This window comes from Streptomyces sp. NBC_01497 (assembly GCF_036250695.1).
Lineage (GTDB): Bacteria > Actinomycetota > Actinomycetes > Streptomycetales > Streptomycetaceae > Streptomyces.
Map to the genome: position 1 here is coordinate 7,576,204 of NZ_CP109427.1, position 22,828 is coordinate 7,599,031.

The 22,828-nt window shown below is 72.4% G+C and carries 18 protein-coding genes; 12 read left to right on the forward strand and 6 right to left on the reverse strand.

The window, feature by feature from the left end:
* The first annotated feature begins 114 nt into the window (after positions 1-114).
* The 12 genes from OG310_RS32105 to OG310_RS32160 all read left to right on the forward strand — a co-directional run bounded on the left by OG310_RS32105 (position 115) and on the right by OG310_RS32160 (position 15,467).
* The gene (locus tag OG310_RS32105) at positions 115-1,011 is read left to right on the forward strand and encodes an MBL fold metallo-hydrolase (RefSeq protein WP_329459344.1); all 897 of its coding nucleotides are present in this window, start codon (positions 115-117) and stop codon (positions 1,009-1,011) included.
* 265 nt (positions 1,012-1,276) lie between these two features.
* Complete coding sequence (locus OG310_RS32110; RefSeq protein ID WP_329459345.1) at positions 1,277-2,110, forward strand: undecaprenyl-diphosphate phosphatase; 834 nt, start codon at positions 1,277-1,279, stop codon at positions 2,108-2,110.
* A gap of 157 nt (positions 2,111-2,267) precedes the next feature.
* Positions 2,268-2,861, forward strand: coding sequence for a helix-turn-helix domain-containing protein (locus tag OG310_RS32115; RefSeq protein ID WP_329459346.1), 594 nt, complete (start codon positions 2,268-2,270; stop codon positions 2,859-2,861).
* Positions 2,862-2,988: 127 nt separating this feature from the next.
* Positions 2,989-4,512, forward strand: a complete 1,524-nt coding sequence (locus tag OG310_RS32120; protein WP_329459347.1) for an aminopeptidase P family protein — start codon at positions 2,989-2,991, stop codon at positions 4,510-4,512.
* Positions 4,513-4,827: 315 nt separating this feature from the next.
* Entirely contained in the window at positions 4,828-6,372 is a 1,545-nt protein-coding gene (locus OG310_RS32125) for an ABC transporter substrate-binding protein (protein WP_329459348.1), read from the forward strand.
* Positions 6,373-6,405: 33 nt separating this feature from the next.
* Complete coding sequence (locus OG310_RS32130; RefSeq protein ID WP_329459349.1) at positions 6,406-7,359, forward strand: ABC transporter permease; 954 nt, start codon at positions 6,406-6,408, stop codon at positions 7,357-7,359.
* On the forward strand, positions 7,356-8,258 hold the full coding sequence (locus tag OG310_RS32135) for an ABC transporter permease (protein WP_329459350.1): 903 nt from the start codon (positions 7,356-7,358) through the stop codon (positions 8,256-8,258). Before OG310_RS32130 ends, OG310_RS32135 begins: the two co-directional genes overlap by 4 nt.
* On the forward strand, positions 8,258-9,241 hold the full coding sequence (locus OG310_RS32140; RefSeq protein ID WP_329459351.1) for an ABC transporter ATP-binding protein: 984 nt from the start codon (positions 8,258-8,260) through the stop codon (positions 9,239-9,241). Before OG310_RS32135 ends, OG310_RS32140 begins: the two co-directional genes overlap by 1 nt.
* Positions 9,238-10,305, forward strand: coding sequence for an ABC transporter ATP-binding protein (locus OG310_RS32145; protein ID WP_329459352.1), 1,068 nt, complete (start codon positions 9,238-9,240; stop codon positions 10,303-10,305). The genes OG310_RS32140 and OG310_RS32145 overlap by 4 nt, the downstream gene beginning before the upstream one ends.
* Positions 10,286-12,061 carry a gamma-glutamyltransferase family protein gene (locus tag OG310_RS32150; protein WP_329459353.1) on the forward strand — a complete coding sequence of 592 codons (1,776 nt, stop codon included), beginning with the start codon at positions 10,286-10,288 and terminating at the stop codon, positions 12,059-12,061. The genes OG310_RS32145 and OG310_RS32150 overlap by 20 nt, the downstream gene beginning before the upstream one ends.
* Positions 12,062-12,065: 4 nt before the next feature.
* Positions 12,066-13,373: an alpha/beta fold hydrolase gene (locus OG310_RS32155; protein ID WP_329459354.1), complete on the forward strand. Its 1,308-nt coding sequence runs from the start codon at positions 12,066-12,068 to the stop codon at positions 13,371-13,373.
* A gap of 330 nt (positions 13,374-13,703) precedes the next feature.
* Positions 13,704-15,467, forward strand: coding sequence for an FAD-dependent oxidoreductase (locus tag OG310_RS32160; protein WP_329459355.1), 1,764 nt, complete (start codon positions 13,704-13,706; stop codon positions 15,465-15,467).
* A gap of 99 nt (positions 15,468-15,566) precedes the next feature.
* Here the strand turns inward: OG310_RS32160 and OG310_RS32165 are convergent, their stop codons facing one another.
* The 6 genes from OG310_RS32165 to OG310_RS32190 all read right to left on the reverse strand — a co-directional run bounded on the left by OG310_RS32165 (position 15,567) and on the right by OG310_RS32190 (position 22,721).
* Positions 15,567-17,183 carry a purple acid phosphatase family protein gene (locus OG310_RS32165; RefSeq protein ID WP_329459356.1) on the reverse strand — a complete coding sequence of 539 codons (1,617 nt, stop codon included), beginning with the start codon at positions 17,181-17,183 and terminating at the stop codon, positions 15,567-15,569.
* 282 nt (positions 17,184-17,465) lie between these two features.
* Entirely contained in the window at positions 17,466-18,467 is a 1,002-nt protein-coding gene (locus OG310_RS32170) for a proline racemase family protein (RefSeq protein WP_329459357.1), read from the reverse strand.
* Complete coding sequence (locus tag OG310_RS32175) at positions 18,467-19,411, reverse strand: dihydrodipicolinate synthase family protein (protein WP_329459358.1); 945 nt, start codon at positions 19,409-19,411, stop codon at positions 18,467-18,469. The genes OG310_RS32170 and OG310_RS32175 overlap by 1 nt, the downstream gene beginning before the upstream one ends.
* Before the next feature lie 300 nt (positions 19,412-19,711).
* A complete protein-coding gene (locus tag OG310_RS32180; protein WP_329459359.1) occupies positions 19,712-21,139 on the reverse strand; it encodes an FAD/NAD(P)-dependent oxidoreductase in 1,428 nt (475 codons plus the stop codon).
* Positions 21,136-21,480 carry a (2Fe-2S)-binding protein gene (locus OG310_RS32185; RefSeq protein WP_329459360.1) on the reverse strand — a complete coding sequence of 115 codons (345 nt, stop codon included), beginning with the start codon at positions 21,478-21,480 and terminating at the stop codon, positions 21,136-21,138. The genes OG310_RS32180 and OG310_RS32185 overlap by 4 nt, the downstream gene beginning before the upstream one ends.
* Positions 21,477-22,721, reverse strand: a complete 1,245-nt coding sequence (locus tag OG310_RS32190) for an NAD(P)/FAD-dependent oxidoreductase (protein ID WP_329459361.1) — start codon at positions 22,719-22,721, stop codon at positions 21,477-21,479. Before OG310_RS32190 ends, OG310_RS32185 begins: the two co-directional genes overlap by 4 nt.
* Between the last annotated feature and the right edge of the window lie 107 nt (positions 22,722-22,828).

The window sequence follows — 22,828 nt, forward strand, 5'->3', positions numbered from 1 at the left end:
ACGCCGCGATACCGGGTACCCGGCGGGAACCGCCGCCGGTCGAGCGGGTGGCGCCGGGCGTGTGGAGCGTCCCGGTGCCGCTGCCGGCCGCCGCCCCGCCCTACGTCCTCGTCCATGTCTTCGAGACGGACGAGGGCCCGTATCTGGTCGACGCGGGGTGGGACACCGACGAGGCGTGGGACGCCCTGCGCGGGGGGGCTCGCCGCTGCGGGCACACGCGTCGAGGACGTCCGCGGGGTGATCGTCACCCACGCCCACACCGACCACTACGGTCTCGCCGGACGGATCCGCGAGGCGTCGGGCGCCTGGATCGCGCTGCACGAACTGGACGTGCCGCTGCTGGCCGCCGCCGAGTGCGACCCCGCGGGGCGCCTCGCCGGGCTGCTGGAGCGTGTCGGCGCGCCCCCGCGCCTGGCCGACCGGCTCGTCTCACGGGCCCGCACCCGCCGGCGTCCCGAGGACCTGCCGCACCCCGACCGGATCCTCCAGGACCGTGAGCGGCTCGCCGTCCCGGGCTTCGACCTGCGGGTCCTGTGGACCCCCGGGCACTCACCCGGCCATATCTGCCTGTGGGAGGACCGCCGGCGCCTGCTGCTGTCGGGCGACCACGTCCTTCCCGAGTTCGCCGTGGGCCTGCACGAGCCCGCGCCGGGCCGCGAGGACCCCCTCGGCGGCTATCTGAGCTCCCTGGACCGCCTCGCCGGCCTCGACCCGGCCGAGGTGCTGCCCGCCCACGAGCACCGTTTCACCGGGCTCGACGCCCGCCTCGCCGCCCTGCGCGCCCACCATCGACGGCGCCTCGCGCAGGTCGCGGGCGCCCTGAGGATCGGGGCGGTGCACGGCTGGGACATCGCCGCCGCCGTCACCTGGCACCGCCCGTTCGAGGAACTGCGCGGCTTCGCGCTGCGCGCCGCCCTCCAGGACACCCTGGCCTGCCTGGGCCTGCTGGACGCCCGGGGGCTCGTACGCCGGGAAACCGGGCCGCCGGAGCGGTGGTACCCGAGGGCCTGAGCCCCGCGACCGGGCGCGGGCCCTGAACGACGCGAGCCGATTTCGTGCCGGGGGGCGCGGGCCGCGTGCCGCGGGCCGGTGCCGGGCACCCGGGGCCACATCGTCCGGATCCCGTGCCCGCCACCGCTGCGGCTCCTCCCGGCACCCGGCCGCGGGCGCCCCGGCGGAGGGTCCGGGGCGGGACTTGCGGCATGATGACTTCTCTCCGTCGGCATCGTTCAGAGTGCGGCGGCACTTCCGCACGCACCCTCCAGAAGTGGATTCCATGAGCGCGATCAGCATCGGGCAGTCAGTCATCCTCGGAGCGGTCGAGGGGCTGACCGAGTTCCTTCCGGTCTCTTCCACCGGGCATCTGAAAATCGCCGAGGGGCTGATGAACATCCCCGTCGAGAACGCTTCGGTGGTGGGTTTCTCCGCGGTCATCCAGGTCGGCGCGATCGTCGCCTGCATCCTCTACTTCTTCAAGGACCTGGTGCGCATCATCGGCGCCTGGGGCCGCGGCCTGCTGCACAAGGAGGAGCGCTACCACCACGACTACAGGTTCGCGTGGTGGGTGATCGCGGCGACGGTCCCGATCGTGGTGGTGGGCCTGGCGGCCAAGCCCCTGATCGACGGGCCGCTGGCGTCCCTGTGGGTGGTGGCGGGTTCCCTCATCGTCGGCAGTGGCGTGATGTGGGCGGCCGACCAGATGGGCCGCCACAAGCGCGGCGAGGACGACACGTCCTTCAAGGACGCGATGCTGGTGGGCTGTTCACAGATCCTGGCACTCCTCTTCCCAGGCTTCTCCCGCTCCGGCGCCACCATGTCCACCGCCCTCGTCCTCGACCTCGACCGGGTCGCCGCCACCAAGGTGTCGTTCTTCCTCGGTATCCCGGCCCTGACCGGCGCCGGGATCTACGAGCTCAAGGACGCGCTCGGCGCGGGGGTGGGTGCGGCCCCGCTGGCCGTCGGGACGATCGTGTCGTTCCTGGTGGCCTACGCCTCCATCGCCTGGCTGATGAAGTTCGTGGCCAGCCATTCGCTGAACTCGTTCGTGATCTACCGGCTCATCATCGGTGTGCTCCTCTTCGGACTGCTCGGCACCGGCGTTTTGAACTGACGCCGTGGCGCCCGCACGGGCGCCGCTCGCGCGGTACGCGAGGGGCACGGACCCGATTCCATCGGGTCCGTGCCCCTTTTTGTTGTCGGCGCTGTTAAACGTTCATTACAGTGAACGTGGAATGTGCGTTATAGCGAACGCTCAGGGGGTGTGACCGGTGGGTTCCGAGCCGCACGAAGGGTCCGTCAGGGATCTGCTCGCCGCCAATCTGAAGGCGGCCAGAGCCCGCAGGCAAGTGTCGCTCTCGGAGGTCGCGCGCCTCTCCGGTATCAGCAAGGCGACCCTCTCGCAGCTGGAGTCCGGCACCGGCAACCCCACCATCGAGACGGTGTTCAGCCTCTCCCGCGCGCTCGGTGAACCCCTCTCCGGCCTGCTGGAGCCGCCCGCGCCCGGCGGCATGACGGTCATCCGCGCGGCCGACGTCGCGCCCCTGGTCGGCGAGGGCGTCGACCTGCGCCCCTACGGCCGTGTCGAAAGCGCCGGGTTGATCTGCGAACTCTACGACCAGCAGGTCAGAGCGGGTGCGCGGCAGGAGTCCCCGGGGCATGCCGGGACCGAGCACACCGTCGTGCAGTCGGGGCTCCTGCGGGTCGAAGTGGACGAGGTGCGGGTGGAACTCGGCGCCGGGGACTATCTCTCCTTCGACGCTGTCACGCCGCACGTGTACACCGCGCCCGAAGGACCCGTACGGTCGGTGCTGCTCATCAACTACCGTGCGGACGGCCGGGGCCCGGCCGAGGCACCGCACTGACCCGCGCCCCGGGAGCCGCCGGGGCGGGTGACCGGTCGCTGACGTGCGAGGTTACGGCGGGCGAACTCCGCGTGGAAAGAGCATTGACACCCCCTGGGTGGTGGCCTACGTTCTGGGTGTTCGCTCTATGGAACAAAGCCAGTTCGGTTCCATGTACGAGAACGCGTCCGGGGGAGAACTGATCGTCCGCCACGGCAGCCCCCACAGGATCACTGCACCGAAGGGCGGATCCGGCATGAACGAACTCATCTCCACGGCACCTCCCCGACTGCCCCGGCTGGGCGAACTGCCCTCCTTCATCAGCTTGATGGGCAGCGGCTGGGCCGACGCCGACCGCACGCCCGACCTCGTGCCGGGCGCCGTCGACGCGGCTGCCGCGCACCGCGGACTGCTGAGCGCGCTGTACCCCGGCAGGGCCCTCGTCGTGGGCTCGGGCACCGCGCCCGTCCGCAGCAACGACACGTACTACGACTTCCGGCCGGACAGCGACTTCCTCTGGCTGACCGGAGCCGCCGTCGAGCGCGCCGTCCTCGTCCTGACCCCGTCCGGGGCGGGGCACGACGCCGCGCTGTACCTGCCGGCCCCGGCCCGTCCCGGTGGCCGCGAGTTCTTCACGGACGCGGCGCGGGGCGAGCTGTGGGCCGGGCCCGTGCCCGGCCTGACCGAATGGCGCGACGCGCTCGGCATCGACGTGCACGACACCGCGGACCTCGACACCGCGCTCGGCCGGCTGCGTGACCCGCTCGTCGCCGGGGCGCCCGCCCCGGACCTGCTGGCCGCCCACGGCCTCATGCCGTCCGGCCGGCTGGGCCGGAGCCTGGCCGACCTGCGGATGATCAAGGACGACTGGGAGATCGAGCGGCTGCGCGAGGCCGTCGACCGTACCGTCGAGGGGTTCGCGGCCGTCACCGCGGAGATACCCGCCGCTGTCCGCGGCGGCGGCGAACGCTGGCTCCAGGGCACCTTCGACCGCTACGCCCGCACCGTGGGCAACGGTCCGGGCTACGCCACCATCGTCGGCAGCGGCAAGCACGCGCCGACCCTGCACTGGGTGCGCTGCGACGGACCGGTGGCCGAAGAGGAACTGCTCCTGCTGGACATGGGCGTGGAGACCCGCAGCCACTACACGGCCGACGTGACCCGCACCTTCCCCGCGTCCGGCGCCTTCTCGCCCGTCCAGCGCCAGGTCCACGACCTCGTCGAGCGCTCCCACCGGGCGGGGCTGGCGGCCGTCGGACCCGGCCGCCCCTTCACCGACTTCCACCACGCGTCGATGGAGGTGATCGCACGGGGCCTGCACGACTGGGGGCTGCTGCCGGTCTCCGTCGACGAGGCGCTCAGCGACCAGGGCCAGCACCACCGCCGCTACCTGGTCTGCGGCATCGGCCACCACCTCGGCCTCGATGTCCACGACTGCGCCCGCTCCCCCTACGAGGCCTACCACGGCCGGGCGATGGCGCCCGGCATGGTGATCACCGTCGAACCGGGCCTCTACTTCCACGCCCACGATGAGACGGTGCCGCCGGAGCTGCGCGGTCTCGGCGTCCGCATCGAGGACGACATCGTCGTCACCGCCGACGGCTCCGAGGTGCTCTCCGGCGAACTGCCGCTCGACGCCCCGGGGCTCGAACGCTGGATGCGGGCGCACTGACACCGGACGGGCCGCCGCGCGAAGGGGGCGGCCCGCCGAAGCCGTGACCGGCGGGGCGCCACCCGGCCCGCCCGGCCCGCGGCCGTCCCCACCGCACGGACCGCACCGCAGGACCCGTCAGCGTCCCACCGCACGACCCGCGAGCACCGCACCGTCGCGGGCCCCCCATACCGTCCAGTCCGTATGTACCGGCACCCGAATCCGCAACCCGGCCCCTACCGCCCCGTCCCGCCTCGCTCCGGCTCAGGCCCAGGATCGCGCCACAGCCGTGGGCCCCGGCTCATCCCCTGCCCACGCGCAACCCATCGAGGACTCATGCGTCCACGCACCTTCGCCGCGGGAGCCACCGCGGCCGCGGCAGTCCTGCTGCTCTCCTCCTGCTCCACGCCCGGCGGTGGCACCACCGCCGGCGCCGGTTCCAACACGCTCGTCGTCTCCACCCCGACGGAACCCGACAGCCTGGACCCGACGCTCGCCAACACCTTCGCCGCGCGCCTGGTGTTCACGAGCTTCTGCGAGAAGCTCTACGACGTCGACTCGCACCTCAAGGTCGTCCCGCAGCTGGCGGCCTCCCTGCCCGTCATGTCCAACGGCGGGAAGACCATGGACATTCCGCTGCGCCAGGGCATCAAGTTCAACGACGGCACACCACTCGACGCGTCCGCCGTGAAGACGACACTCGACCGCGACCTGACGATGAAGGCGTCGGCGCGCGTCAACGAGCTGAACGCCGTCTCCAAGGTCGAGGTGAAGGACCCGCACACCGTACGGCTCGTCCTCAAGCACCCCTCGGCCCCGCTGCTCTCCCAGCTCGCGGACCGATCCGGCCTCGTCATGTCGCCCACCGCGCTCAAGAGGCTCGGGGACGACTTCGGTACCGCGCCGGTGTGCGTGGGCCCCTTCTCGTTCAAGAGCCGCGTCTCCGGCAACGAGATCTCCTTCGTCAAGTCGCAGGACTACTACGACCGCAGCAAGGTGAAACTCAAGGGGATCGTCTACAAGTTCATCACCAACTCCAGTGTGGCCACGGCCAACCTGGAGTCAGGTGACGTGCAGGCGGCGGAACACCTCGACCCGAGCGACGCGGTCAACCTGAAGAACGAGAAGGGGGACACGGTCCTCCACTCCGACACCATCGCGTACCAGTCGCTCTCCATCAACGTCCGCAAGGGTGCGAAGACCGCCCTCAGCCAGTCCCCGGACCTGCGCAAGGCGTTCGAGATGAGTATCAACCGGAGCGCCCTCAACCAGGCGGTGTGGAACGGGCAGATGGTGCCCGACTGCGGGCCGCTACCGGTGCAGAGCGCCCTGCACACCAAGGTGAATTGCACGCCCTTCGACCCGGACGCGGCCCGCGCCCTCGTCAAGAAGTCGGGTGTGAAGACCCCGATACCGGTCGAGCTGATGGTGGCGACCGGTTCGGCCACCCAGCGCGAGGCGCAGGTCGTCCAGTCGATGGCCAACGACGTCGGGTTCAAGGTCAGCGTGCGCCCCATCGACCTGGTCTCGGGCCTCGACCTCGCGCGCAAGGGCCAGTTCGACACGTTCCTCGAAGGCTGGTCCGGCCGGGTCGACCCGGACGGTGACACCAACGACATCATCACCACCGGCGGCGCGAACAACTTCTCGGGATCGAACGACAAGGTGGTCGACCGGCTGATCGCGCAGGCGGCGCAGACCACCGACGGCAAGAAGCGCGCCGCCCTGTACGGCGCAGCGGTCAAGCGTGTCGGCGAACAGCGCCCCCTGCTGTACCTGTACCACGACCGCTGGTTCCTCGGCACGAGCGACAAGCTGCACGGTGTCGTCTACCCGCCGGACGGCATCCCCCGGTTCAAGAGCGCGTACTTGTCCCACTGACCTGCCTTCATCCCAGGAAGATCCGCATGTCTCATGATTGAGTTCATACTCCGTCGCACAGGCGCTGCCGTGGTCACCCTCTTCCTCGCCAGCATCGCGGTGTTCCTCGGCGTACGGGCCCTGCCCGGCGACCCGGCCACCGTGCTGGCGGGCGAGAGCCCCACCCCGCAGGCCATCGCCGCGATCCGCAAGCAGTTCGGCCTCGACCAGCCTCTGCCCCTGCAGTACCTCCACTACATGGGCCAGGCGCTGCAGGGCAACCTCGGCCTGTCCACGCAGGACAAGGCGCCCGTCACCCAGGTGCTCGGCGAACGCCTGCCGGTCACCCTCGAACTGACCTTCCTCGCCATCGTCGTCGGCGTGCTGGTCGGGGTGCTCGCCGGTATCCTCTCGGCGGTCCGCCGGGGCACGGCCGTCGACTACGCGGCCAACGGATTCGGCCTGTTCGGCCTGTCCGTGCCGCACTTCTGGCTGGGCCTCCTCGGCATCGTCGTCTTCTCCGTGCACTGGCACGTCCTGCCCGCGTCGGGGTTCGTGGGACTCGCCGACGATCCCGTCGGCAACCTCGAACGCATGGTGATGCCGGTCCTCGTGCTCGGGCTCGGGCTCTCCGCCGTCGTCATGCGCCAGACCCGCTCGTCGCTGCTCAGCCAGCTCAACGCGGAGTACGTGCGCACCGCCCGGTCCAAGGGCCTCTCCCGGGCCCAGCAGATCCGGCACGCGCTGCGCAACAGCCTCACCACCGTCACCACGGTCGTCGGCCTCCAGCTCGCCGGCCTCATCAGCGGCGCCGTCATCACCGAGCAGATCTTCGTCATCCCGGGCTTCGGCAAGCTCATCGTCGACGGGGTCTCCTCCCGCAACTACCCCGTCATCCAAGGCGCCGTACTGGTCACCGTCGCGGGCTACGTGGTGATCAACCTCCTGGTGGACATCACCTACGCCTACCTCGATCCCCGCCTGCGGATGGCCGGAGGCTCCCAGTGAACGAGACAGCGATCGACACCACGGACCCCGCCGCCGCCGGCGCGGACACCGAGGACATACCTCCGCAGGTCTCCTGGCGGCGGACCGTGCGCAGACTGCTGCGCCGCAGGATGGCCGTGATCGGCGCGGTCATGGTCATCGTCTTCCTCGGCGTGGCCCTCATCGGGCCGCTGGTCGCGGGCAGTTCGACGAAGCTCGGGCTGACGGACATCCTCGCGAGCCCCTCCGGCGCGCACTGGCTCGGCAGCGACGACCTCGGCCGTGACGTGCTCGCCCGCATCTGCAACGGCGCCCGTGTCTCCCTGCTGGCCGGTGTGGTGTCCTCCGCGCTCGCCATGGCCGTCGGTGTGCCGCTGGGCCTTGCCGCCGGCTACTTCAGGGGCTGGACCGACTCGGTGCTCATGCGCGTCACCGACGTCGTGCTGTCGTTCCCGTACCTGATCTTCGCGGTCGGCATGGCGGCCATCCTCGGCCCGTCCCTGCGGAACGTCATCATCGCCCTCGCGGTCGCCGAGGTGCCGTCCGTCATCCGCGTCGTGCGCGGTGAGACGCTCGTACTGCGGCAGCAGGACTTCGTGCAGGCCGCCGTCGCCGACGGCGCCCGGGACCTCGCCATCATGTGGCGGTCCATCCTGCCGAACATGACGAACACCCTCATCGTCAAGGCGACCGTCGCGATCCCGGCCGGCATCCTCGGCGAGGCGGCGCTCAGCTTCCTCGGCCTCGGCGTCCAGCCGCCGCAGGCGTCCTGGGGCGTCATGCTGACGAGCGCGCAGCAGTTCCTCGCGCAGGACCCGCTGCTCGCCGTCTTCCCGGGCGTCGCGATCGCCCTGACCACGCTCGGCTTCAACCTCCTCGGTGACGGCCTGCGCGACGTGCTCGACCCCAGGGAGCTGTGATGCCACTCCTCGAAGTGCGGGACCTGCGGGTCCAGTACCGGACCGAGGACGGTCCGGTGTACGCGGCGAAGGACGTGTCGTTCTCGCTGGAGCGCGGCGAGATCCTCGCCCTCGTCGGTGAGTCCGGGTGCGGCAAGACCGCCACCGCCATGGCCATCCCGCGCCTCCTCGACAACACCAACGCCACCATCGGCGGATCGGTCGTCCTCGACGGCACCGACCTGACGGCCCTGTCCGAGAAGCGGATGCAGGACATCCGCGGCAAGGACATCTCCGTCGTCTTCCAGGAGCCGATGACCTCCCTCAACCCCGCCTACACGGTGGGCAAGCAGATCGGTGAGGTCATCAGGCGCCACACCGGCCTGAACCGGGCCCAGGTGCGGGCACGGGTCGTGGAACTGCTGGAACTCGTCGGCATTCCCGACGCGGCACAGCGGGCGAGCGCCTACCCGCACGAGCTGTCCGGCGGCATGCGGCAGCGGGTGATGATCGCGACGGCCGTCGCCTGCGACCCCAAGGTCCTCATCGCGGACGAGCCGACGACGGCGCTCGACGTCACCATCCAGGCGGCCGTGCTCGACATCATCAAGAGGCTCCGCGACGAACTCGGCACCGCCGTCGTCCTGATCACCCACGACCTGGGGGTGGTCGCGGAGGTCGCCGACCACGTCGTCGTCATGTACTCGGGACGCCATGTCGAGCACTCGCCCACCGCCGCCGTCTTCGCCGGCCCTCAGCACCCCTACACGGTGGGCCTGATGGAAGCGCTGCCCTCCCGCGCGGCCCGCACCCCCGGCCGCCGCAGGCTCACCGAGATCCCCGGCATGGTGCCACCGCCCACGACCGACCCGGACGCCTGCCAGTTCGCGCCCCGGTGCGTCCGCGCCACCGCGGACTGCACCGCGAAGCGGCCGGCCCTCGCCCGTGTCGGGGAAGACCACCTGGTCGCCTGCTACCACCCGGGCCCTGGAGAGACCGCATGAACGACACAGCACACCGCGCGGACGCCGCGCAGGAGGGACCGGTCCTCGACGTCAGGGGCCTGGTCAAGCACTACGCGGGCCGCTCGCGCGCAGCCCGCAGGAACGGGCCCATCCGCGCCGTCGACGGCGTCGACCTGCGCATCGGGCAGGGCGAAGTCCTCGGCCTGGTGGGGGAGTCCGGCAGCGGCAAGTCGACCGTCGGCAAGTGCGTCTCGCGGCTCACCGACCCCACGGCCGGCCGGATCGAACTCCTCGGGCGCGACATCTCCACCATCAACCGGCGCGAGATGCGGCCCCTGCGCCGCGACGTCCACGTCGTCTTCCAGGACGCGTACTCGTCCCTCGACCCCCGGATGAAGATCGGCGACATCGTCGGGGGGCCGCTGCGCCAGCACGGTGAGGGCGACGCGGCGCAGCGCCGCCGGCGCGTCTCCGAGATGCTGGAACGCGTCGGATTCCGGGCTCACATGGCGGCCCGTTTCCCGCACGAACTCTCAGGCGGCCAGCGCCAGCGCGTCGCGCTGGCCCGCGCGCTCGTCATGAACCCCCGGCTCGTCGTCGCCGACGAGCCGGTCTCCGCGCTGGACGTGTCCGTGCAGGCGTCCATCCTCAACCTGCTGCTCGACCTCCAGGCCGACCTGGGTTTCTCGTGCCTGTTCATCACGCACGACCTGTCCGTCGTGGAGTTCATCAGCGACCGCATCGCCGTCATGTACCTCGGCAGGATCGTCGAGACGGCCACCCGCGAGGAACTCTTCGCCCACCCCCAGCACCCGTACACCCAGGCGCTCCTGTCGGCGGCCCCGGTCCCGGAGCCGGGTGGCACGAGGACGCGTGAGCGTGTCGTGCTCAGCGGTGACCTGCCCAGCCAGTCCAAGCGCGTCCCCGGCTGCCCCTTCCATCCCCGCTGCCCCGTCGCGGTGGACCGCTGCCGCACCGAGGTGCCCCCGCTGGCGGGCGTCACGGTGCCCGATCACCTCGTCTCCTGCCATCTGGTGGACGCGGCCACCGGCGGGCCCGACATCTCCCAGGGAAGGAACGGCATTGTTCACCACACGTCCTGAACTCGTGGGCGACTTCGGCATGGTCGCCTCCACCCACTGGCTCGCCTCCGCCACCGGCATGAGCGTGCTGGAACGGGGCGGCAACGCCGCCGACGCCGCCGTGGCCGCGGGCTTCGTCCTCCAGGTCGTGGAACCGCACCTGAACGGGCCCGGCGGCGACGTCCCGATCCTGATCTTCGATCCGGCGCAGGGCAAGGTCGAGGTGGTCTGCGGCCAGGGCACCGCGCCCGCCGCCGCGACCGGTGAGGCGCTCGGCGCGCTCGGGCTCGACCTCGTGCCCGGCACGGGCTTCCTCCCGAACGTCGTGCCCGGTTCGTTCGGCGCCTGGCTGCTCCTGCTGGAGCGCTGGGGCACCTGGACCGTACGCGACGTCCTCGCGCCGGCCATCCACTACGCGGACAAGGGCCATCCGCTGCTCGGCCGGGTCTCGTCCGCGCTGGAGACCGTGGCCGACATGTTCCGTACGCACTGGCCCACGTCCGCGGCCACCTGGCTGCCCGGCGACGCGGTGCCGAAGGCCGGGAGCCACTTCACCAACCCCGTGCTGGCCGCCACCTACCGGCGGATCGTGGACGAGTCGGAGGCCGCGGGCGGCACCCGCGAGCACCGGATCCGGGCCGCGCGCGACGCCTGGTACCGGGGCTTCGTGGCGGAGGCCATCGGCGCGTACTGCGGCGGTACGGAGGTGATGGACACCTCCGGCACCCCGCACCGCGGCCTGATGACCGCTGACGACCTCGCCGCGTGGGAACCCACCGTGGAAGAACCCGTCACCTTCGACTACCACGGGCACACCGTCTGCAAGACGGGCCCCTGGGGGCAGGGACCCGTCTTCCTCCAGCAACTCGCCCTGCTGGAGGGCTACGACCTGGCCGCGATGGGCCCCGGTTCCGCCGACTGGGTGCACACCGTGGTCGAGGCGGCCAAGCTCGCCTTCGCCGACCGCGAGGCCTGGTACGGCGACCCGCGGTTCAGCGACGTACCGCTCGGCGACCTGCTCAGCCGTCCCTACGCCGAGGAGCGCAGGAAGCTCATCGGGGACACCGCGTCGCTGGAACTGCGCCCCGGCGCGCCCGGCGGCCGGGCACCGCGCCTGCCGCACTACCCGGACCTCCCCGACGGACCGGCCACGGCGGGGGCCGGCGAGCCGACCGTGGCCGCGTCCGGTGAGGTGCGGGGCGACACCTGCCACCTCGACGTCGCCGACAGCGGCGGCATGATGATCTCGGCCACGCCCAGCGGCGGCTGGCTCCAGTCCTCGCCCACCGTGCCCGGCCTCGGCTTCTGCCTGTCGACGCGCGGCCAGATGTTCTTCGTCGAGCAGGGCCTGCCGAACTCGCTGCGCCCCGGCGCCCGCCCCCGCACCACGCTGACCCCGTCGTTCGCGATGAAGGACGGCAAGCCGTGGCTGGCGTTCGGCACGCCCGGCGGCGACTTCCAGGACCAGTGGACGCTCCACTTCTTCCTGAACGTCGTGCACGGCGGGATGAACCTCCAGGAGGCCATCGACTTCCCCGAGTTCCACACCACCCACATGCCGAACTCGTTCTACCCGCGCGACACCCACCCGGGCCACATCCTGCTGGAGGACCGCCACGACCCGGCCGTCGTGCAGGAACTGCGTAGGCGCGGTCACCTCGCTACCGTCGGCGACGGCTGGTCGCTGGGCCACGTCAGTGCCGTCGCCCGCGAGGACGGCTGGCTCAAGGCCGCGGCCAACCCCCGCGGCATGCAAGGCTACGCGGTGGGAAGGTGACACCATGATCACAGCCGAGTACACACTGCCGGGCCTGCACGTCCGGGACCACCGCGTCGAGGTCCCGCTGGACTGGGCGGACCCCGAAGGGGCCACTCTCCACGTCTTCGCCAGGGAACTGGTCGATCCCGAGCGCAGAAGGGACGACCTGCCGTTCCTCGTCTACCTGCAGGGCGGCCCCGGCGGCAAGTCGCCGCGGCCGCTGACCAGGAGCGGCTGGATCGGCGAGGCCCTCGCCACCCACCGGGTGGTCCTGCTCGACCAGCGGGGCACCGGCCGCAGCACCCCCGTCGACGGGAGGGTGATGGCCGCGCTCGGCACGGCCGAGGCGGGCGCCGCGTACCTCTCGCACTTCCTCGCGGACTCGATCGTCGCGGACGCCGAGCACCTGCGGAAGACGGTCTTCGGCGGCCGGCCCTGGACCACGCTCGGCCAGAGTTACGGCGGCTTCCTGACCTTGTGCTACCTGTCGAGGGCGCCCGAGGGGCTGCACGCCTGCCTGGTGACCGGCGGCCTCGCGTCGGTGACGCCGGACGCGACCGACGTGTACCGGCACACGTATCCGCGGGTCGAGGCGAAGAACCGGATCTACCGTGAGCGCTACCCGCACGACGTCGACGTGCTGGGGCGGGTGGCGGACCGGGTCGCCGCGGGCGACGTGAGACTTCCGGACGGCGACGTCCTGACCGTTCGCCGGCTGCAGACGCTCGGCCTGGACTTCGGCATGAAGCCCGGCTTCGAGCGGGTCCACTGGCTGGTGGACGAGGCGTTCGCGGATGGTCCCGGGGACGCAGAACGGCTGACGGACACCTTCCTCGCGGGGGTCAGGGAGCGCACGGCCTTCGACACCAACCCGCTGTTCGCCGCGCTCCAGGAGTCGGTCTACGCGAGCGGGTCGAACGGGCCCACCGCGTGGGCGGCCGACCGGGAGCGCGCCGACCGGCCGCAGTTCCGCGAGGACGCGAGGCCGCTGCTGCTGACCGGCGAGATGATGTACCCCTGGATGTTCGAGGAGATCAGGGCGCTGCGCCCGTTCGGTCCCGCGGTGGAACTGCTCGCCGCGCGCGAGCAGTGGCCCGACTTGTACGACCTGAAGCAACTCGCGGCGAATGATGTCCCGTTGGCGGCGGCGATCTACTTCGACGACATGTATGTCGACTCCGCTCTGCAGCGGGAGACCGTCGCGCGGGTCGGCAACGCGCACGCCTGGGTCACCAACGAGTACGAGCACGACGGCCTGCACGAGGGCGACCACGTCTTCACGCACCTGACGGGCATGCTCAAGGACAGGGGCGGCTTCACCGGCCGCTGAAGGACCCCGCCGCGGCGCTCCCGGAGCGGGGCCCGGAGCGGGCCCGCCGGCGACCGGAGCGCCGTACGCGGGCCCCCTCAGGCGCTCCAGCGTCGGGTCGGCCGGTGACCGGACCGCCGTACGCGCCGGCTTCCCGCCATGTGGCGGGGGGCCGGCGCGCGGTGTTTCCCGGGTCTGTCCGCGTGCTCCGGCCCCCGATGGATGCGCGGTCAATATTTCATGATTCAATCACCGGGCCACCGGCGGCCGGACACACCTCTGTTGGTGGCACGCGGGGCCCGCCCGCGCACCTGGCCGCACCGCCCCAGGCCGACCGATCGAGGAGCGCTCATGCCACCCAGCGACACCTACGACACCGACGTCATCGTCGTGGGCAGCGGGCCCGCCGGCGGTTCCGCGGCCCTGCTCCTCGCCACCTACGGCGTGCGCACCCTGCTCGTCACCAAGTACGGCGGACTGGCGAACACCCCCCGCTCGCACATCACCAACCAGCGCACCATGGAGATCCTGCGCGACCTCGGCGTCGAGGAGGAGGCCCGCGCGGCCGGCACCCCGAACGAGCTGATGGGCGACACCGTGCTGTGCACCTCGCTCGTCGGCGACGAGATAGGCCGGATCCGGGCCTGGGGCTCCGGTCCCCGCTCGGCGACCGAGTACGGGGCCGCGAGCCCCAGCAGCCACATCGACCTCCCGCAGAACTACCTGGAGCCGATCCTCGTCAACAACGCGGCGGAGCGCGGCGCGAAGGTCCGCTTCGACACCGAGTTCGTCAGCCTCACCCAGGACGACGACGGCGTCACGGCGCTGCTCCGCGACCGCCTCAGGGGCGACGAGTTCACCGTACGGGCCCGGTACCTGATCGGTGCCGACGGCGGCCGCAGCGCCGTCGTCGAACAGCTCGGCCTGCCCGTCGACGGGCAGATGGGCAAGGCCGGCAGCATGAACGTCGTCTTCAAGGCCGACCTGTCGCCGTACGTCGCGCACCGCCCGAGTGTCCTGTACTGGGTCCTCCAGCCCGGCGCGGAGACCGGCGGCATCGGCATGGGCCTCGTGCGCATGGTCCGGCCGTGGAACGAGTGGCTGCTGGTCTGGGGGTACGACATCGATCAGCCGGCCCCCGAGATCGACGACGACGCGGCCCGCGCCATCGTGCGCGACCTCATCGGCGTGCCGGACCTGCCGGTCGAGATCACCTCAACCTCGCTGTGGACGGTGAACCACAGCTACGCCACCACCTACTCCGCCGGCCGCGTGCACTGTGCGGGCGACTCCGTGCACCGCCACCCGCCGTCGAACGGCCTCGGCTCCAACACCTCGGTCCAGGACGCCTACAACCTCGCCTGGAAACTCGCGATGGTCATCAGGGGCGAGGCCGGCGAGGCGCTGCTCGACAGCTACAGCGCCGAGCGGGCCCCGGTCGGCCGGCAGATAGTGGAGCGCGCCAACCTCAGCCGCGACCAGTTCGGGCCGGTCTTCGAGGCGCTCGGAGTCGCCGACAAGCTGGACGAACAAGGCCTGCGCGACGGCGTCGCCGCCATCCGCGAGACCACCCCCGAGGGGGCCGCCCTGCGCCGCCGCCTGGAGGCGGCCGTCGAGCTGAAGAACTACGAGTTCAACGCGCACGGCGTCGAGATGAACCAGCGCTACGTCTCCGGTGCGGTGGTCGCCGACGGGAGTGCGGCCGAGGTCTTCGCGCACGACCCGGAGCTGGTGCACCAGCCGACGACCCGGCCGGGCGCCAAACTGCCGCACGCCTGGCTCGTCGACGGCGACGGCCGCAGGATCTCTACCCTCGACGTCGTCGGCAAGGGCGCCTTCACCCTGGTGACCGGCCTGTCGGGCGGCATCTGGGACGAGGCGGCGGCCGGTTGCCGAGACGCCCTCGCGCTCCCCCTGAACGTGGTGACGATCGGCGCCGAGGGCAGTCGCGACCCGTACGGGGACTGGAGCCGCGTCGCCGGGACGGCGGAGGACGGGGCGCTGCTCGTGCGCCCTGACGGCCACATCGCGTGGCGGACGGGCACGGCGCCCGGCACGGCGGACGAGGCGCAGGACGCCCTGCTGGCCGCGCTGCGCACCGTGCTGGCCCGCTGAAGGCTGCCGGTGCGCTGAGAACCGCGCCGGCCCGCTGAACGTCCCGACGGCCGCCGGGGGCTGTCCCTTCCCCCGGCGGCCGTCACCGAGCCGGTCGCGTCAGCGCCCGCCGTCCGAGCGCTTGCGGTGCAGGGAGAACGTCTCGAACACCGACAGGTCGCCGTTCGGCTTGTTCACGTTGTAGTACGTGACGTGCATCGTGGTGGTATCACCCGGGTGCCGGCCCGGGTCGACCGTGAACGCCGCGAAGCCGTAGGGGTGTTCGACGTCCCGGTTGCCCATCCAGACGGCCTGCTCCTTGACGTACGTCGGGGTGCGCTTGCCGTTGGACCCGGCCGTGGCGGACACGGCGGTCAGCACCTTGCCCGTACCGTCCTTGAAGAAGGACTGGTTCGTCGTGCCGGACACACCGCCGCCGCCGAGCACCATGTGCACCGTGCCGTGCGAGGTGTCGATCGACTCGGTGTCGTGCGACGCGGGGTTGGGCGTCAGCGTCTCACTGCCGCCCACGACACCGCGCACGGCGAGCGAGCGCTCGTAGTTGTGCTCGTGGCCGCACACCACCAGGTCCACACCGTACTTGTCGAACAGTGGGCCGTACGCCTGCCGCAGGCCCAGGTCGGCGCCGTTGGCGTCCGAGGAGCTGATCATCACCTGGTGCATGGCGACGACGATCCAGTCGATGTCGCGCGATGCCCTGGCCTTCTTCAGCTCCTTTTCCAGGAAGGCCAGCTGCCGGCCTCCGGAGTACCCGTGGACGTAGATGTCCCCGCCGTCCTGAAGGGCGATGTCGTCGTTCTGCAGGACGAGGACCCGGACGGCGCCGGCCGTGAACGCGTACCAGAGGTTCTTCAGTTCGGTGTCCGTCTCGGTCGACGGCAGGTCGAAGTAGGTCTGGTAGGCGCCGAGTCCGATGGGACCGTTGGCCGACTCGATCTCGTGGTTGCCGGCCGCCGGCATCCACGGGCGGAAGCGGGCCGAACGGGTGTTGTTCGTGAAGAAGTTGTTCCACGTACGGACCCGGTCGACGTCCAGGTTCGCGTAGCACAGGTCCCCGTTGAGCAGGTGGAACAGTGGCGCGACCTGCTCGATGCCGGTGACGATGTCCTTCGTCGCGGGCGTCGAGTTGGCGTCCAGCGCGACGGTGCCGTCCGAGGCCCAGGTCACCTGCGGCGCCGACTGGTCGCCGAAGCTGGTGAACGTCAGCGGGGCCCGGCCGCGCGGCGCGGTCTTGAACATGCCGCTGTCCGGGGCGGCCCCGTCGTGCGACACCAGGTACACGTAGTCCTCGCCCGGCCGCAGCCGCTTCAGCTCCGCGTGGTGCACATGGACCGTACGGCCCGACGTGCCGTCCTGGTAGGTACGCGTCGACGCGTCCGCGCTCGAACCGAGGCCGTGCTCCAGGGTGCCGTAGAGCACACGCGGTCTCTTCACCGCGCCGTCGGTGATCCACGAGACGTTCATCTGCGTGCTCGGGTCAGGACCGAAGGTCAGGTGCAGGCCCTGGACGGGAGAGGCGCCGCCGGAGTCGGGCGAGGGGTGGAAGGCCGGTGAGGAGGAGTGCCCCGTGTCCGCCACCGCGGGCGTGGAGCCCAGCAGCGGTACGGCGGCGGCCCCGGCGCCCGCCGTGCCGAGCAGGCCGATGGCGTGGCGTCGGGACAGCCCGCCGCCGGACCTCCCACCGCCCTGTTCGACCACACCGTTCGCTGTGTCCATGTTCGTCCCCTCCCGGGTGCCTGGTGAACGCAGGAACACTCGCGCATCACCGCGACCGGGCGGTGAACGGCAGCTTGCCGCGACGCGACGGGACATGACGTCATGTCAGGAAACGTCGGACCCGGGGCGCCGTCCGCGAGACCAGTTCGCGCCCCGGCGGTTGCGGCTCGACGGCTCGACGGCTCGACGGCATGAGGACGCCACGACGCGGCCGTCCGTACGGGAGCGGGGACCGCGTCGTGGTGGGGCACCGGAGGATCCCGGGGCGCCGGGGGAGGGGGCCTACAGCACGAACCCGTGCGGGAAGGGGTCCTGGGGATCGAGCAGATAGGTGGCGGTGCCGGTGATCCACGCGCGCCCCGAGAACTCGGGTACGACGGCGGGGAGCCCCGCGACCTCCGTCTCCGCCAGCAGCCGTCCCGTGAACCGGGTCCCGATGAACGACTCGTTGACGAACTCGGCCCCGAGCGCCAGCTCGCCGCGCGCGTGCAGCTGGGCCATCCGCGCCGACGTACCCGTGCCGCACGGCGAACGGTCGAACCAGCCCGGCTGGATGGCCATGGCGTTGCGCGAGTGCTTCGCGTCCGATCCCGGGGCGAGGAACTGCACGTGCTTGCAGCCCCGGATCGCCGGATCGGCCGGATGCACGGGCGCGTTGTGCGCGTTGACCGCGTCGGAGACGGCGAGACCCGCCGCGAGGATCTCGTCCTTGCGCGCCCGGTCGAAGGGCAGGCCGATCGACGCGAGGTCCACGATGGCGTAGAAGTTCCCGCCGTAGGCCATGTCGTAGCGCACCTCGCCGAGGCCTGGGACGTCCACCGCGGCGTCGAGTTCCAGCGCGAACGCGTCGACGTTGCGCAGGGTCACCCGCTCCGCGACCCCGTCCCGGACCGCGACACGCGCCTCGACGAGCCCGGCCGGCGTGTCGAGCCGTACGACGGTCTCCGGCTCGCTCACCGCCACCATGCCGGTCTCCACCAGGACCGTCGCGACCCCGATCGTGCCGTGGCCGCACATCGGCAGGAAGCCGCTCACCTCGACGTACAGGACACCCCAGTCGGCGTCCTCGCGCAGCGGCGGCTGGAGGATGGCGCCGCTCATCGCCGAGTGCCCGCGCGGCTCGTCCACCAGGAAGCGCCGCAGCTCGTCCAGATGCTCGATGGCGTACCGGCGCCGTTCGGCCATGGTGGTCCCCGGGATCGGCGGCACCCCGCCCGTGACGACCCGGGTCGGCATGCCCTCGGTGTGCGAGTCGACGGCGCTGAGGGCGCGGACGCTGCGCATCAGACCCGCTGCCCGTCCATGCCGAGCGCGGCCAGCGCGTCGATGGCGCGCTTCATGTCGGCGGTGACCTGCTCGCGGAAGGCGGGCACCAGCGGCCCGCGCGGCGGGCGGCAGGGGCCGCCGTACCGGCCCACCATCTCCATCCCGAGCTTGATGGCCTGCACGAACTCGGTACGCGAGTCCCAGCGGAACGCGGCTACGAGGGGCTCGTACAGCGCCCGCGCCTCCTCCAGCTTGCCGGCCCGCGCGAGCTGGAACAGCCGGGCGGACTCGGCGGGGAAGACGTTCGGGAAGCCGGCGAACCACCCGGTGGCGCCCATCAGCAGGCTCTCCAGCACGACGTCGTCGGCGCCGCTGATGACATCGAGCCCGGGCGCCTGCTCCTTGATCTCCAGGACGCGCCGCACGTCGCCGGAGAACTCCTTCACGGCGACCACGTTGTCGATCGCGGCGATCTCCGCGAGCAGGGCGGGCGTGAGGTCGACCTTCGTGTCGAAGGGGTTGTTGTAGACCATCACGGGCAGACCGACGGCGGCGACGGCCTCGAAGTGGGCGATGACCTCACCGGGGTTGGCGCGGTACATGGTCGGCGGCAGGCACAGCACACCGTCGGCGCCGTCCTCGGCTGCGGCCTCTGCCCAGTGGGCGGCCAGGTGCGAACCGACCCCGTGCACACCGACGACGACCTTGCCGCGCCCGGCGACGGCCGCGATCGCCGTACGGGCGACGGAGCGGCGCTCGTCGTCCGAGAGCGACGAGTACTCGCCGAGCGACCCGTTCGGGCCGACGCCGTCGCAGCCGTTGTCGACGACCCAGGCGCAGTGCTCGGCGTAGCGGTCGAGGTCGACGGCGAGGCCCGCCGGTGCGGAGGGGTCCTCCCGGTAGGGCAGGGCGGTGGCGACGACGACGCCGCCCAGGGCGCCGTCCAAGGATGTGGTGCTCATGGGCTGGGGCTCCTTCATGACGAAGACTCGGTGGTGAGGGGGTGGGAGAGAACGGTGTCGGTGCCGGCGGCCACACCGGGGCGTGCCGGGACGGCCCGCTGGGGGGCGGGGGGCGGCGCCGGGGTGCGTACGCCCCCGTGCGGGGCCGTGCGCGGTGCGGCGGACGTGCGGTGCGGGCCAGTGGCACGGGCGCGGCCGTTGTACGCCTGCGCCGGCATGCGCGCGGCCGCTGTACGCGTGCGGTGACACCGGCGCTGCCGCATCGTGCCGGGCTCGGGCGGGTGATCCGGTGGGGGTCCTTCACCCGTCGTACTCCCGTGCAGGGGCGGCCAGTTCGCCCAGGCGGACCGGTTCGGCCAGCGGCCTGCGGTGCGGTGCCGCGGCATCCGCGTCCGGCGCGCCCAGACGCGCACGCAACTCCGCGACCGTCACCGCGCACATACGGCCCTGGCACGGCCCGAGGCCCGCCCGGGTACCGAGCTTCGCGACCCGGGCCTCCGTCGTCGCCGGGTCACCGGCCGCCGCGCGCACCGACGCGTAGTCGCTCTCCTCGCACCGGCACACCACGGTGTCGTCCCGCAGCCAGCCGGGCCATTCCCGGCCGATGGGGTGCGCGGCGGCGAGACGTCCCGCGAACGCCCGTCCCTGGTCCCGGCCGCGCCGCAGGGCGGTGAGCGGCCGGGCCGAGGGGGCGCCGCCTGCCGCGTGCCACCCCGCGACCGCGCCCTCGGCGCGCGATGCCGGGGCGCCCGCGATGCCGGTGACCTCGCCCGCCGCGTACACCCCGGGACTGCTGGTCAGCTGGTCGTCGTCCACCTGGACGAACACCGCGTCCGGGGTACCTCCGCGCACCGCGCAGCCCGCGGCGACCAGGAGTTCCAGACGCGGTGTGAAGCCGTGCCCGACGCAGACCGCGTCCACCGCGGTGACCCGCTCGCTGCCCGGTACGACCGACCAGTCGGCCCGCACCCGCGCGCTCACGATCTCCTCGACCCGCCCGTCGCCGCGCGCCTCGACCACCGCCCTGCCCAGCAGGTACGGCACGCGGGCCCGCGCCAGCGCGGCGGTGTACGAGACGAGTTCGCCGGTCTTGCCCGCCTGCGCCGCCAGCTCCCAGGGCCTGCGCAGCCAGCCGCGCGTCACCCGGGCGCCCCCGGCAGCCTCCAGCACCTCCGCCACCTGCGACCCCGCCTCCAGCAGTGAGACCGCCACCGGCAGCAGGAAGGGGCCGGTGCCCGCCACCGCGACCCGCTCACCGACCGCGACCCGCTCGCCCTTCGCGAGGGCCTGAGCCGCTCCGGCGGTGAACACACCGGGCAACTCCCAGCCGGGGAAGGGCAGTACACGATCGTGTGCGCCCGGCGCCAGCACCAGTGCGTCGGGGGTGAGAACACCCCGACGGCCGGGAGAGCCCTCGCCCAGTACGTGCACGAGCGGCGCTCGCGCGGGGTCCTCCCGTTCGAGTGCCCACACCGACGTCCCTGCCAGCCAGGTACAGCGGTCGTGCGCGAGCACCCGGCGCACGCGCCGGTCGAACGCGGCCCAACCGTGGTGCAGTACCTCCGGATTGGCCGCCTCGTACGCGTCCGGCAGCATCCGGTGGTACTGGCCGCCCGGCCGCTCCGCGGAGTCGACCAGGGTCACCCGCGCACCTGCGGCCAGGGCCGCGTCGGCCGCCGCGAGGCCCGCGGGCCCCGCGCCCACGACCACCACATGACGGCGGCTCACGATGCCTCCTCCGGTCCCTGGCGGATGCCGTCCGCTTCCGGAGGCCGACGGTTCTGGGTGGAGACCGCGTCGCCGTCCGCGGCGCGCCGCCGGCAAGCCCGCACGTCCTGCTCGCCGTTGACGCTCACGAGGCAGTCGAAGCACACGCCGATCCCGCAGAACACACCGCGCCGCGCACCCGAGGGCCCGGTCCGCCAGGCGCGTCGCCCCGAGGCGAGCAGCAGCCCCGCGATCGTCTGGCCGGCGATGCCCGTGACGGCTTCGCCGTCGACCGTGACGGCGACCGGCCGCTCCGTACGGCGCACCGGGTCCGACCCGGCCGGTACGAGCCTCGGACTCATGCTTCCTCCTCGTCGCGCCCCTCGGACGCTCCTGTCCCGGACGTGTCGTGCCCAGCGGCCGCCGCTTCGCCCGAGGCGGCGTGCGAGCCGCCCAGGACGGCGGGCCGGTCGACCCGGAACGGTGCCGCGTCGATCTCCGGCTCCTCGCCCGTCAGCAGCGCCCGCAGCAGCCGGGCGGTCCCCACCGACAGTCCGATGCCCGCGCCCTCGTGGCCGCCGGCGTGCCACAGCCCGGCGAGCCGGGGGTCGGCGCCGATCACCGGCAGGTGGTCCGGCACGTACGGGCGGAAACCGCCGTACGCGCGCATGACCGGCACCCCCGCGAGCGAGGGGAAGAGTCGCAGTGCCTTGGCCGCGATCGCGGAGAGCACCTCGGGGCGTGTCCTGTCGTCGAAGCCCACCCGCCGGCGTGACGAGCCGAGCAGCACACTGCCGGCGAGCGTGGCCTCCACGACCGCCGACGTCTGCAGCTCCCCGTCGCCGCTGCCGACCGCGCCCACGTAGTCGGCGTCGTAGACCTTGTGGAACACCGTCGGCGGCAGCGGGGTCGTCACCAGTACCTCGCCGCGCCGGGGCCGGATGTCGACCGGTGCGCCGAGGCGTGCGGCCAGCTCGCCGGACCAGGGGCCCGCCGCGTTGACGAACACGTCCGCCTCCAGCGAGCCGTGCGAGGTGCGCACGGCCGTGAGCCGGCCGCCGCGGACGACGGCGCCGAGCACCTCGCGGCCGGTGCGCAGGGCCGCACCGGCCGCGAGGGCGTCCGAGAGGAGGGCCGTGGCCGCCCCGGCCGGCTGCACCTGGGCGTCCTGCGGGTAGGAGACGGCCGCCGTGTGGTCGCGGGTGACGTACGGTTCCGCGGCCCGCAGCGCGTCCGCGTCGAGTGCCTCGGCGCGCACGCCCGCCGCGCGCTGGGCATCGGCGAACGGTCGCAGGCCGGCGGCGCCCGCCTCGGTGGTGGCGACGACGATGCCACCCTTGGGCTGCCATTCGACCTGCGCGGCGCGGTCCCCGAGCTCGGCGAGGACCTCGGGCCACAGCCGCCTGGACCATTGCGCGAGCGCGAGTTCGGGTCCCGGCCCCTTGTCGGAGACCAGGATGTTCCCCTCGCCGTGGGACGTGGTCGCGGCGGCGGCGCCACCGCGGTCGACCACCAGCACGTCGAAACCCGCGAGGGCGAGTTCACGGGCGCAGGCCGAACCGACGATCCCGGCGCCCAGGATGACCACGCGCGTTCGGTCCACCCGTCCTCCTCGTTCTGTAAAGCGAACGCCTTGAGATTAAGTCGCCCCGTGGGGGGTGTCAACGGGCGCCCGGCCACCCGCGTACGGACGCCGAGGCGAACGGGGGA

Coding starts and splice junctions, on each gene's coding strand:
- OG310_RS32105 (WP_329459344.1), top strand. CDS start 115: ATGTCTTCGAGACGGACGAGGGCCCGTATCTGGTCGACGCGGGGTGGG.
- OG310_RS32110 (WP_329459345.1), top strand. CDS start 1,277: ATGAGCGCGATCAGCATCGGGCAGTCAGTCATCCTCGGAGCGGTCGAG.
- OG310_RS32120 (WP_329459347.1), top strand. CDS start 2,989: ATGGAACAAAGCCAGTTCGGTTCCATGTACGAGAACGCGTCCGGGGGA.
- OG310_RS32125 (WP_329459348.1), top strand. CDS start 4,828: ATGCGTCCACGCACCTTCGCCGCGGGAGCCACCGCGGCCGCGGCAGTC.
- OG310_RS32130 (WP_329459349.1), top strand. CDS start 6,406: ATGATTGAGTTCATACTCCGTCGCACAGGCGCTGCCGTGGTCACCCTC.
- OG310_RS32140 (WP_329459351.1), top strand. CDS start 8,258: ATGCCACTCCTCGAAGTGCGGGACCTGCGGGTCCAGTACCGGACCGAG.
- OG310_RS32145 (WP_329459352.1), top strand. CDS start 9,238: ATGAACGACACAGCACACCGCGCGGACGCCGCGCAGGAGGGACCGGTC.
- OG310_RS32155 (WP_329459354.1), top strand. CDS start 12,066: ATGATCACAGCCGAGTACACACTGCCGGGCCTGCACGTCCGGGACCAC.
- OG310_RS32160 (WP_329459355.1), top strand. CDS start 13,704: ATGCCACCCAGCGACACCTACGACACCGACGTCATCGTCGTGGGCAGC.
- OG310_RS32165 (WP_329459356.1), bottom strand. CDS start 17,183: ATGGACACAGCGAACGGTGTGGTCGAACAGGGCGGTGGGAGGTCCGGC.
- OG310_RS32170 (WP_329459357.1), bottom strand. CDS start 18,467: ATGCGCAGCGTCCGCGCCCTCAGCGCCGTCGACTCGCACACCGAGGGC.
- OG310_RS32175 (WP_329459358.1), bottom strand. CDS start 19,411: ATGAGCACCACATCCTTGGACGGCGCCCTGGGCGGCGTCGTCGTCGCC.
- OG310_RS32185 (WP_329459360.1), bottom strand. CDS start 21,480: ATGAGTCCGAGGCTCGTACCGGCCGGGTCGGACCCGGTGCGCCGTACG.